The sequence below is a fragment of the Lysinibacillus sp. NPDC097279 genome (assembly GCF_044761745.1).
Lineage (GTDB): Bacteria > Bacillota > Bacilli > Bacillales_A > Planococcaceae > Lysinibacillus.
Window position 1 is genome coordinate 104,238 of the sequence record NZ_JBIWDA010000003.1, and the last position, 12,802, is coordinate 117,039.

At 35.5% G+C, this 12,802-nt stretch carries 9 protein-coding genes; 7 read left to right on the forward strand and 2 right to left on the reverse strand.

Translation table 11 applies throughout. The features are described 5' to 3' along the window. Positions 1 to 110: 110 nt before the first annotated feature. A complete protein-coding gene (locus tag ACIQ1H_RS14320) occupies positions 111 to 3,131 on the reverse strand; it encodes an ATP-binding protein (protein ID WP_402889638.1) in 3,021 nt (1,006 codons plus the stop codon). Between the two features lie 286 nt (positions 3,132 to 3,417). On the opposite strand from ACIQ1H_RS14320, the gene ACIQ1H_RS14325 reads away from it, so the two are divergent. Then, the gene (locus ACIQ1H_RS14325; RefSeq protein ID WP_402889639.1) at positions 3,418 to 4,434 is read left to right on the forward strand and encodes a GGDEF domain-containing protein; all 1,017 of its coding nucleotides are present in this window, start codon (positions 3,418 to 3,420) and stop codon (positions 4,432 to 4,434) included. Between the two features lie 56 nt (positions 4,435 to 4,490). Here the strand turns inward: ACIQ1H_RS14325 and ACIQ1H_RS14330 are convergent, their stop codons facing one another. Further along, a complete protein-coding gene (locus ACIQ1H_RS14330; protein ID WP_402889641.1) occupies positions 4,491 to 5,618 on the reverse strand; it encodes a response regulator in 1,128 nt (375 codons plus the stop codon). 525 nt (positions 5,619 to 6,143) lie between these two features. On the opposite strand from ACIQ1H_RS14330, the gene ACIQ1H_RS14335 reads away from it, so the two are divergent. The 6 genes from ACIQ1H_RS14335 (at position 6,144) to ACIQ1H_RS14360 (ending at position 12,629) form a co-directional block, all read left to right on the forward strand. Further along, positions 6,144 to 6,941, forward strand: coding sequence for a 3D domain-containing protein (locus ACIQ1H_RS14335; RefSeq protein WP_402889643.1), 798 nt, complete (start codon positions 6,144 to 6,146; stop codon positions 6,939 to 6,941). A 129-nt stretch (positions 6,942 to 7,070) separates the two neighbouring features. After that, entirely contained in the window at positions 7,071 to 7,613 is a 543-nt protein-coding gene (locus tag ACIQ1H_RS14340; RefSeq protein ID WP_139859480.1) for a superoxide dismutase family protein, read from the forward strand. 367 nt (positions 7,614 to 7,980) lie between these two features. Then, positions 7,981 to 8,535 carry a superoxide dismutase family protein gene (locus tag ACIQ1H_RS14345; RefSeq protein WP_402889645.1) on the forward strand — a complete coding sequence of 185 codons (555 nt, stop codon included), beginning with the start codon at positions 7,981 to 7,983 and terminating at the stop codon, positions 8,533 to 8,535. Between the two features lie 323 nt (positions 8,536 to 8,858). Further along, complete coding sequence (locus tag ACIQ1H_RS14350; RefSeq protein WP_402889647.1) at positions 8,859 to 9,863, forward strand: TAXI family TRAP transporter solute-binding subunit; 1,005 nt, start codon at positions 8,859 to 8,861, stop codon at positions 9,861 to 9,863. A gap of 208 nt (positions 9,864 to 10,071) precedes the next feature. After that, on the forward strand, positions 10,072 to 10,587 hold the full coding sequence (locus tag ACIQ1H_RS14355; RefSeq protein WP_402890027.1) for a DUF1850 domain-containing protein: 516 nt from the start codon (positions 10,072 to 10,074) through the stop codon (positions 10,585 to 10,587). Continuing rightward, the gene (locus ACIQ1H_RS14360) at positions 10,584 to 12,629 is read left to right on the forward strand and encodes a TRAP transporter permease (protein WP_402889649.1); all 2,046 of its coding nucleotides are present in this window, start codon (positions 10,584 to 10,586) and stop codon (positions 12,627 to 12,629) included. Before ACIQ1H_RS14355 ends, ACIQ1H_RS14360 begins: the two co-directional genes overlap by 4 nt. Positions 12,630 to 12,802: the final 173 nt, after the last annotated feature.

Here is a 12,802-nt window from a genome sequence, read left to right on the forward strand (position 1 = left end):
GCCGCAACCATCGTTTATACGTCGATTGTTGCGGCTTATGTTTTGTGCTGTTCCTTCCCGCAAGAGCCTCCAGATATTTTTCTAAGTTAAAATTGTGTGAGTGCCTGACACTATTTAGGGATGTGGAAGGTGATTGTTGTGCCTTTATTTGGTGTACTTTTAATTTGCAATCTTTGTCCATAAATTCTTTTAAGGCGTAGGTCCGTATTGCGTAGGCCAATGCCTCTACTTGTTGTGTTAGTATCAGAAAGCAATTGTGTTAATGTACTATCTTCTATACCGATACCGTCATCAATAACACTTATTTCTACGTAGTCCGAAAACTCCTTGATTCGAATGCAAACAGTTCCGCCATCCTTTTGTTTTAATACGCCATGACGTAAAGCATTTTCTACTAATGTTTGCAATGAAATTGGTGGTATTTCTATTTGAATATGTTCATCGATATCCCAATCAATTTGTAATAAATCCCCAAATCGTTGCTGTTCGATATATAGATACGAGCGGACGAGTTCTAGTTCATCACGAAGCGGTACAACCCGTTGTAAATTCCTTACATCAAAACTTGCATGTAGATACTTGCCAAAATGGTGCATTAAGTCAATCATTCGATTTGGATCAATAGTGCTAAGCGAGGCAATTGTATTAAGCGTATTGTATAAAAAATGAGGCTGTATTTGTGCCTGAAGCCAAGCTGTTTCCAAATGTAGTCGTTGAGTAATGCTATATTTTAAATCGATCAAAGCGCGACTCCGAACTTTTAGTTCCAGTGCATTAATAGGCTTTGTAACATAATCATTTGTACCGTAAGCAAATCCAGTGTAAACGTCCTCGGGATTACTTCGAGCAGTTAACAATAATATTGGTAGCTCTAGTAAGGAATAATGCTGACGAATATTTTCGATTAAAGCATATCCAGAGAGATAAGGAAGCATAGCATCTATAATAATTAAATCCCACCTATGCATAGGTAACAATTCAAGCACCTTTTCGCTACTTGTAACTGTTGTAATGTCATATTCTGTAGGGGAAAATAAACTTCGCATCATTGTTAAATTAACAGGATCATCATCAACCATTAAAATTTTAAACTGTTTTTCAGAAGGAGTGGCTTCAAAGTTTGAAGAACTTGCTGATAAAAATGCCTTGTCTTGTTGTCCATCATTCATTTGTTCCTCTTTTTCCATCTCTTCGGCAATTGGTATAGTGAAAAATAAATCAAAGCCTTTATTTGGACTGGAATAGATACGTAATGACCCTCCATGTAAATCGATTAGTTGCTTAGATACAAGTAAACTTAGATGCATTCTATCATTATCTGCATTCTTTTGATCAGAAGAAAATAGATGATTTTGAAGTATCATATCCTTTTTATCTAATCCAGAGCCTGTATCTTTAATATGAATAACAGCCATATTTTTCTCAATAGTAGCGTCAATTTCTATTAAATCAGCGTTTGTATATTTAATTGCGCTGTGTAGAAGATTGAAAAGGATTTGAATTAATCTTTTTTCATCTGCTAGTACACGCGGGAAGTTTCGGGCAATGGTAGACGTCATTTGAATTTGTTTACCAGCTGAAATAAATCGTAGCATATCAAAAATACCTGAAACAATTCCTTGAATACGAACATTTTTCTTATGAAGATGTAAATTCCCTTCTTTTAAGCGTGTATAATCCAATATGTCATTTAACGTAAATGACATACTACGTCCAATATCTATTAAATATTTTAAATTTTGTTTATCTTCTTTGACAAAACTATTGTCTGGATTATCATAAATTGTTTGACCTAAGGTAATCATTTTATTCATTGGATCCCATAATTTTTGTGCATTGCTTAATAAAAATTCATCTTTTAATTCCCCGTCTCTTTGCAATTGGGCAACTAACAAATTAATTTGTTGTTTGTTGTCATAAAAACGTTTAAACCAATACCCTGAAAAGCCAAGTGCAATCATTAAATAATCGAATGGATAAAACGGAATAGTTAAAACAAAATACATTTTTAAAAGGCCCCATATAATACCGTTTGTTGTGCCAATGGCTGTAAACGCAATAAAAGCCGAACTTTCCTGATTTCCTATGTATTCCTTCAAGGCAAGTGTTAAGACATATAAAAAGGACACAATATAGAGCATAAAGAACATTAGGTTAGCTGTACTTAGCATATGAATAGGTAATACTAAAATGAGAAGTGCTCCTAATGTATATAGCATTGTGAACAATCGAAAATATTTTGCATGTTGATATTGAACTAACAAGATTCGAATAAATTGCACAAAGAAAAATGAAGCACCGAGATAAATAATATTAGAAAGCTTCATTGACCATACATAATCTAAGTGTAACCAATCTAAAATTGACCGATCATTTGTAATCAGTTCATCAGCCAAAGGTAGAAGAAAGCCTACTGTGAACAGCAATACTATTTTTTTGCGATTAATAAAGAGAAAGACAAGAATGCTAAATAAGGCAAACAAAATGAGTAACATTGAGATCGCTACTAATGCTAATTCCGTAATGAGTTGATAGTGCGTCATCGCTGCTGCTGAGCTAAAGGAAAGTCGTTTAGTAATAAGTGCATTCGATGGTGTATCAAAATTAGATACATGTAAAATGACATCAATTTCAGGCTGCTCTTCTGTAAAAAATACAGTATATGGAACGGCCTGCCCTTTATGCGTGGTAGCATCTGTTGAGACTTCACCTGATTGTCCTACAAGTTTGCCGTTAATATACAATGCCGAGGCAGTTGAGATTGCAGGAACTTGTATTGCATATCGGTAATCTGACAAATCATTATTATTTAACAAAATTTTTAAACGATAAGTGCCAAAGTGCTGTGTCTTTGCTGGCGAAGCTTGCATAGGAACAGTTCTAAACGTTTGTTCTAAATGCGTGGAGCTAGTTGGATCTAACAATACTTCAGGATAATACATCCATTCACCATTCATTTGAAAAACTTCATCCTCTGATAAAGATTGATGGCGCATATCTAAAATACCAGCTTGTGCAGTTGGTTGGTCATTAGAAGGCATAAAATATACTAGCCAAAGGATGCGGAAAATAGTAAGGGCGATAAATATTAAAGTAATAATTAATAAATGTTTGACCATGGTTTTTTTCAACGCTACATAGAGCCTCCTGTAAGTATAATAATTTATTGTCTTGTTTTACCATGCCATGGATTGAAGAAAAAGAAAATGTACTTTTCTATAAAAGAAAACTTTATGTAACTAATAAGAAATTTTTTAGTTCTTTTTGAGTAATTAACCTTTTCGTAAACAGGTTAAAACTATTAGTTGTTAAGTATTTTTTAAGAGGTATGACGTATGATGTTAAAATAAAAACTTTTATATTGAAATCGTATATAGCTTTTGCAAAATATCATCTCAATGGGAGAAATGATCTATTGTGGAGAAACTTAAGTTGAAATTATCGTTTGTCATTATTAGTATGATGATTATTATTGTACTCGTTACATCTAGTATTAGTATTTGGATTAGTTATCAAAGTTTTAACGAAATGCTTGTACAATCTAAACCTGACGTGCAGGAAGAGTATATAACAGAAGTTTCGGATATAGATGTAAATTATGTACAAGAAAATGCTGAAACAGAAACTTTTGCAAAGGAAAAGGTTAAACAAGTCGACAATCAGGTGCAAATGGAAAACGTTTTCTCTTTAAGTGCGTTCTTAAAAAAAGTGTTTTTGCCTTTATTAATAATGTTTGTAATCGTTTTCTCGTTTGTGCTGTGGCTAACTATGAAAATTACCCACCCTCTACAGGAAATTTCTGAAAGTGGACGCAAAGGTAATAAAATCAGCTCTTTACAATCCATAAATGACTGGTATGTAGAGGCGAGTAACTTGAAAAATACTATGTTAAAATCGCTAGCAGACTCACAAAATGCAATTGACGAATTGACAGACCAGTTGAAATTAGATTCATTAACAGGTATTCCAAATCGTCGAAGTATGGATCATGTATTAAATAAATTAATTACAGAAAAAGTGCCGCATGCCATCATATTAATTGATTTGGATGATTTTAAAAATGTGAACGATACATACGGTCATACTGTGGGCGATGAAGTTTTAAAAGCATTTGCACATAAAATGAAGGAAAGTGTCCATGAGCAGGGGAGTTGTTTTCGATATGGAGGCGAGGAGTTTATGGTTATTTTACCGCATACCGCAATCGAAGACGCTGTCACTTTAGCTGAAGACTTAAGGATTAAACAAGCATTAGCAGATAATCCTAGTGGACGCCCAGTTACTTTATCAGCAGGAGTAACAGTTTTTACTTCCACTTTTAGTAGCCCAAATCAGTTAATTGCTATTGCTGATCAAGCATTATATGAAGCAAAACAATCAGGGAGAAATTGTATACGTATAGTGGAGGATTTATCGATTGCAATTAACCATTGAACTAAAAAATGTAGCTGTCTCTGAAAAACGATGGTTTGGAGGCAGCTACATTATTTTTATTCATGTGCTATAGAAGCATATAACGATATTGTCTCTTGATTAGGTAGAATGCCAAGGTCTGTATACAGATTTTTCTTAAAGGTGTTGTATACTCTCACTGCATTAGCACGATTATCCTCTTCGATATAGTGCTGAATAAGTTGCTGCATAGTATTGTCAGAATAAGGATTATACTCGATCATCAACAGTAAAGTTTGCTCTCTTTTTTTTGCATTATGTTTTGCTGTATAATGCTCGACTAAATAACTTAGTAAAAGTGTAAGCTGGTTATGGATAAAATTCGCTTTACTATGAATCCAAGAGTAATCTAGTGTGGCCATGTATTCTCCATGATAATTTTGAATAAATAATTCTGATTTTTCTACATCGAGCTCGCCAAACGTTTCTTTGTCTTTTAACAGTTGCTCCAATTCCATAACATCACTGTGGAAATTTTCCATTTGTAAAATATAACACCCGTTTGCATATTGCAACACGTTGAAATAGCCTAGAGATGATAACGTTGTTCGCAAATATGAAATTGTAGTATGCAATTGTACCCTTGCTTTTTTGTATTCAGTTTCAGCCCATAAGGCATCGATGATTGTGTCTCGAGGTATATGACTATTGAGATTAGATAAAAGAAAGGCAAACAACTCTTTTGTTTTAACAGTTCGCCAATGTACGATGTTCTTATTATGAAAGACGGTAAAACCACCTAGGCAATGGATGCTTAGGGAGGGCTCAATCTGTTGTACTTGTTTAGTGATTGGTATTTCTAATTGGAAAAATTCATGTATTCTATTAATCGTTGTTTCAAGGCGAGATTTAGAAATAGGCTTTAATAAATAGTCGAGAGTATTAATTTCAAAAGCTTGAACAGCATAATCTCGATACGCAGTAACAAAAACAATAAGAACATTCTTTTTCCACTTTTTTAATAATTGAGCAACCTCCAAGCCGTTCATACCAGGCATTTCCACATCTAAAAAGGCCACATGGAAATCTAATGTCGGTGCCTCATCCAGCAAATCGTTAATCGTTGAATATGCTTTAACCACCTCTACTGAATTAAATTCTTCTAATTTTTTTTCCATGTTTAACAGAGCTAACGGCTCATCGTCTGCTATTATTACCCGAATCACACTAGGACACCAACTTTCAGATTAGTTTACAACTTCACTATGTTGTACAGTGAATAATACTAATAATATTAAAATTGTTATTATTAGTATAATTAAGATTTATTTTACAATAAAAGGGATATTGAAAACTATAAGTATGTATAGCGACATAATTAATTAGCAATCAACTTCATATTTACGTTTAGTAGTAGCCTCATAAGCAAATTCCACATTATGAAATTCAATCTATTAGATACCCCCGTTACTATATTATCGGTAACATAAGCAGTATTTCCATTATATAAAATATGCAAATAGTTAGTAGTGATTTACACTTTATTTTCCAATTAATTGTGTGATTTGCTAAAAAAATGAACGGAATTGTATAAATTCTTGTTTAAATAGTAATAATTTGTAATATCAGGTCCGAGGTCCTGTGATATTTAGTTGCATTCTACAATATTGCGTGCATATTTAAGAGCTTAATTCTCTAGTGTGCTAGCAACAGAATGCTGAAAAATAAAACAACTGGAGGTATTACTTTTTATGAAGAAAAAAGCGATAGCATTAGCTGTAGCATTGACCCTTGGCATGGGGGTGTTCGGGAGTACCACTTCTGCTGAGGCAGCATATACTGGTCAGATTGGTGATACACTATGGGGTTTACCCAATATTTTCAATTTGAGTTTAGCCGATTTGAAGGAGTTAGATGAAATTGATTCCATATGGGTTGACCCAGAACAAACCTTAAGTATTGAAAGGATTTTAAAAGAGGGGACGAACGACAATACCCATCTTATTGAGGCAGGCGATACATTATTCAGCCTTGCAAAAGTCTATAACGTGAAAGTTGAAGATTTACAGGAATGGAATAACCTCTCTTCTGATTTAATTTTAGTTGGTGAAACATTAGCTGTGAAGGAAACTGCAGCAAAACCTAAAACTGAAAAAAGTGTAGCGAGTACTTCAAGTACTCCAAGTACTCCAAGTACTGTGAAAAAAACTACAACAAAACCCGTAACAACAGTCACGAGTGCACCACCTAGTCAAGATGGTCAAACATATACAATGCGCGCTACAGCTTATACTGCTTACTGTGAAGGTTGTTCAGGTATTACTGCAAACGGGACAGATATACGCTCAAATCCAAATTTAAAAGTCATTGCTGTTGACCCACGAGTTATTCCGCTCGGTACTAAAGTTTGGGTTGAAGGCTATGGTGAAGCGGTAGCTGCAGATACTGGTGGTGCGATTAAAGGAAATAAAATTGATGTTTTTATTCCATCAGATGGACAAGCCCGTAATTGGGGTGTACGTACAGTTACAGTGAAAATTTTGAATTAAAAATAATAGGGATTTCTCAGTATATTTTCTGAGAAATCCCTATTTTTTTACTATGAGGATAAATGCCTAGTTATGAGTTGCGAAAGTGTTTAAACAGGTGATAAACTATAAAAAAAAGGAGGTAATTTAATGAAACTGACAACTTTATTGATTATTTCTTTAGGTGTCTTTTTGGTAGGCTGCGCCAGTAATAAAAAGGAAGCTGACGCCCCTTTAACGGCAACTGCAAAAGTAATAGGTTCTAATAATGAAAGCTATGGAGATGCCTTTTTTGAAGAGCAGGATAACGGAGTCAAGGTGACATTGAACTTAAGTGGATTTCCTGCAGAGGCAAAAGGATTACATGGCATGCATATACATGAAGCTGGAAAATGTGAAGGACCAGATTTCGGAACAGCAGGTGGCCACTTTAACCCAACTTTTAAAGAGCATGGGAAGGATAATCCGAATGGTCACCACCTTGGAGACTTGCCGAATTTAGAGATAGCTGAGGATGGCACGGCAAAAATGACTGTTATGGCAGAAGGTGTCACTTTAAAAAAAGATGCAGAGTATTCATTACTTGATGGAGAAGGCACTGCGATTGTTATACATGAATCAACGGACGACTATATGACTGATCCTACTGGTGAATCAGGTGGAAGAATTGCTTGTGGCGTAATTCAATCATAAATAGTAAAGGACTATATCTATTATAGGTATAGTCCTTTTTCATTTGAAATAAAAAAGATGTCTCTTGCCATTGATTTCCGCTACGAACGTGCGCTTGTGGGCTCATCGTAAGCCGCAACCCTCACTAACACGCGTTCTTTTGGTCTTACGAACTGTGCGTTCCCGCAGGAGTGGCAAGTTCTCCCTCCAATCAACTTGATATGAAATGTAATAGTCCACTCCAAATAAAATAAACTATTTTAGATTATGGCTAATATTGTATTGTAATTCATTTTATTACCTTTTGATAAGAGAAGAGAAATTAGCGGTACATATTGCATAAGTAATGGGTGAGTTGGGCACCATCAGAAATAGAGGAGGTAATAACATGAAAAAAATTTCAATATTAATTATTTCTTTGTCCATATTTGTCGGGGGGTGCAGCTTCTTTGATAAAAAAGAGGATAAAGTAGCTGTAAACGCTACAAATTCATCTTTAACGGCAACCGCAAAAGTAATTAGTTCAAATAACGAAAGCTATGGAAATGCCTATTTTGAAGAAGTTGACAATGGGGTCAAAGTGACATTAGCTTTAAATGGAGTCCCCGCAGGCACACATGGTATTCATATTCATTCTGTAGGAAAGTGTGAACCGCCAACGTTTGAATCAGCAGGTCCTCACTTTAATCCGACCAACAAAGAGCACGGTACTTTAAATCCAAAGGGCTATCACTTAGGAGACTTACCGAATTTAGAAATTGGAGAAGATGGTACTGTTGATTTGAATTTCGTAGCTGAAGGTGTCTCTTTACAAAAAAATGTAGAAAACTCCTTACTTGATGGAGAGGGTACAGCGTTAGTTATTCATGAATCGGCAGACGACTATAAAACGGACCCTTCTGGTAATTCTGGTGCAAGAATTGCATGTGGTGTTATTCAATAAGGGACATATTAAGACTGTATCTATGAAAAATATAGATACAGTCTTTTCGATGTAACGAGATTATTCATAGAAGTTTGGTGTACCTTTTATACAAAATGTATACATTTTAAATTAATTATATTTTCTGATAAAATATGATTAATAGTTTAAAATAGAAAAATAAAGGGTAAATGAGAGTTTATTTGAATCTAATAATTTTATCAATTGGGACAAAAGGTATAAATATAATTATCTGAATTTACTATAAATAGATTGACATAATTATACTAAATTTGATAATTTTAAATAGATTCTTATATTATATCCAAAGGGGGAAGGTTAATATGAAGAAAAAGCAATTTAGACTATTAATCCTATTCAGTGCCATTGCGTTATTAATTTTAGCTGCATGTGGAACGGATAGTAGTACAGGCTCGAAGGATTCAGACAAGGGAAATGCGAATGGTGATGCAGCTAGCTCTGAAAAGCCAGACTTTTTAAGTTTATTAACAGGTGGTACACAAGGGACTTACTATGCGTTAGGTGGTACATTTGCTGATTTAATTACAACAGGAACAGGCATTAAAACAACAGCAGAAGTTTCTCAAGCATCTGCAGCTAATATGACCGCTTTGCAAGATGGTAAAGGTGAGATTGCGTTTGTTCAAACGGATATCGCTTATTACGCAACTGAAGGAAAATTAATGTTTGATGGTAAAAAAATAGATTCGATTGCTGCTTTAGGTGCACTTTACCCAGAGACTGTGCAATTAGTGACGACAGAAGCTTCAGGTATTAAAACATATGCTGATTTAAAAGGGAAAAAAGTATCTGTAGGTGCCCCAGGTTCAGGGACATATGCGAATGCGGAACAATTACTTGAAATCCATGGCTTAACAATGGATGACATTAAAGCGCAAAATCTTGATTTTGGTGAATCTACGGATGGTCTGCAATCAGGTCAAATAGATGCTGCGTTTATTACAGCTGGTACACCAACAGGAGCTGTAGAGGCATTAAATGCAACAACGAAAGTAAATATTATTGGTGTAGATGCTGGTAAAGCAGATGAGCTTATTGCTAAATATCCATACTATGCGAAAGATACTGTAAAAGCTGGTACTTACGGTATTGCAAGCGATACAGAGACTGTTTCTGTACTTGCGATGTTAGCTGTAAGTAAGGATCTTTCAGACGATGTTGTATATGAAATGACGAAAGCAATTTATGACAACACGGATAAGATTTCGCATGCAAAAGGTGCATTTATTAAGGCGGAAACAGCTTTAGATGGTATTAGTATTGATATTCATCCTGGTGCGCAAAAGTACTTTGATGAACAAAAATAAAAAAACATCGGATACACGAGTTGCAAGCTAATGAGGAAACTTTTATTTACTCAAAGTTTGACTGTCTGATGTGACTATTCCAGCAGAAGAATAAGCATTTTCCTAAACAGACAAAGGGGCTCGGATCGCGTAAAGCTTCGGGTCCCTTTTGTTTCGTTAAGATAAAACAAAAAAGGCGGATAGTTTTTAAAGTGGGGGAACAGATGTGATGCGAAAGAGAAGAATAGTTTTTGTTATAGCCTTATGTTGTATATGCTTTGGCATAATTATTTTTCTTCCTCTTCAAAAGGTATTCGCATTTACAGAAACACGTATAGACAACCCGAAAGTGCATTATATACCATTTGCTGCTGATGATGCTTTTCGTATAAGGTACACACATTCAATCCATAAATCGGATGTACTTGAATATTATCAATGCGTCGAAGAGAAGTGTATTCAAATGTTAGGAATGGAGTACGAAGACTTAGCGATTGGTATGCCAGGTTACGCGGAAGAAAATCAAACATTAACACAACGAGATGGTAAATATTTTCTGCAATTTGACAACGAAGTGATTGATAATTTTACAATTTTTATTGGGGATTTAGATTTGGATCTTGTATTTGTTTACAAGAATGATGAATATGATTTAAAAAAAGATTTACAAAGGGGTAAATCCTATTTATTTGAGGTGAAGCGATTATCACTTTATGAAAGATGGAAAGGAGTTAGGTTGAAATGACAAAACTGAAGGAACGCAACAACGAAGTAAAAGAAGAATTTGAACAAATATCGGCAGAAGAGCAACAAGCGATACTTGAAAAATACGATATTGAATCAAATGTGCGTACGATTTCAGGAATCATGAAGCATGTAATCTTCTTTGGATTATTAGCATTTTCATTGTTTCAATTATATACTGCGATTTTCGGGCAATTTACAGCACCGATTCAACGGACTGTCCACTTAGGGTTTGGGTTAGCACTTATTTTCTTATTATTCCCAGCTCGCAGAAAAGCGCCAAAGCATAAAATTGCATGGTTTGATTATATTTTATCGTTATTATCTGTTGTTGTTGGTTCATATTGGGCATTAAATTATACGGAGCTTGTTAATCGTAATGGTACTATTACACAGTTGGACTTTTTAGTAGGTTTAATTGCTGTCGTTCTCGTGCTTGAGGCTGCTCGTCGCGCGGTAGGCCTACCGATTATGATTATCGCAACTTGTTTCTTGATTTATGCTTATTTTGGTCCTTATTTCCCTGCCTTTATGGCGCACAGAGGGCAAGATTTTGAAAGCATTGTTAACCTGATGTATTTTACGACAGATGGAATTTTAGGAACGCCGATTAGTGTATCTGCTACATTTATTTTTGTGTTCTTATTATTTGGAGCATTCCTTGTAAAAACAGGGGTTGGGCAGTATTTTAACGATTTAGCCGTAGCTTTCGCTGGAAAATTAATTGGTGGTCCAGCAAAGGTAGCTGTCTTTTCAAGTGCTCTACAAGGAATGATTTCAGGAAGTTCTGTGGCGAACGTTGTAACATCAGGTTCGTACACAATCCCGATGATGAAAAAGCTTGGTTACCGTAAAGAATTTGCTGGTGCAGTTGAAGCAGCAGCATCTACTGGTGGTCAGTTAATGCCTCCGATTATGGGTGCCGCGGCGTTTCTAATGGTAGAATTTATAGGACGCGGAATTACATATTGGGATATTGCAAAAGCAGCCGCAATTCCTGCATTGCTTTATTTTACAGGTATTTGGATTATGACGCATTTTGAAGCAAAACGTGTGGGCTTAAGAGGCTTACGTGATGATCAAATGCCTGATCGGAAAGAAGTATTCAAGAAAATTTATTTATTACTACCTATTATTGCTATTATTGTTTTAATGTTAACTGGAACACCTGTTATGCATGCAGCCCTTTATGGAATTGTAATTTCAATTGTTGTTACAATGTTCAATAAAGATACACGTTTAAAGCCAAAAGATATTGTTGATGCGTTAGTAGAGGGCGCACGTACGGCACTAGGTGTTGTAGCTGCAACGGCTTGTGCGGGTATTATTGTTGGAGTAGTTGTTAAAACAGGTCTAGGCTTAAGCTTAGCTAATAGTTTAGTAGCATTAGCTGGAGGAAGCATTATTTTAACGCTTGTTTTCGTTATGATTGCATCACTAATTTTAGGAATGGGTGCGCCAACAACGGCAAACTATGTTATTACGTCAACGATAGCAGCACCTGCTATTGTGGCATTATTATCGCCAAATACGCCACAAGAATTAGTGCCAGTGGTTGTCTTATTATCGGCACACTTCTTTGTATTCTACTTTGGTATTATAGCCGATATCACACCACCAGTAGCACTCGCCGCATTTGCTGCTTCTGGTATTTCAGGTGGGGATCCAATTAAGACTGGTGTTAACTCTGCAAAGCTTGCAATTGCAGCCTTTATTATTCCGTATATGATTGTGTTCTCCCCAGCTTTATTAATGATTGATACGACGATACCGCAAATTTTATGGGTCGTATTTACAGCTGTTACGGGCATGGTAGCAATCGGTGCTGGCGTAATAGGATTCTGGTACCGTAAAGTACTTTGGATTGAGCGTTTGTTTGCTATTATAGCGGGCTTATTGCTTATCTATCCTGAAAAGTTCTCAGATTGGGCGGGGCTTGGTATTTTTATCGTGCTTGTGGCGATTCAAATTTTAACACAGCACAAATATGGTGGTAACGGAACTGATAACGATAACGGTCATAATAAAAGTGTAACTGCTTAATCAAAATAATAAAATTATGAAATGTATTGTAACTACGAAGGTGAAAAATGTTAGATTGGTGGCATTGGCCGCTATGTAATAAAAATGAAGCCTAAATAGGTAAAACCTTTGCAGGGAAAAATTAGAAGTAAATGATGGTAGCGGAGGCGAGTGACTCCTGCGGGAGCAGCACA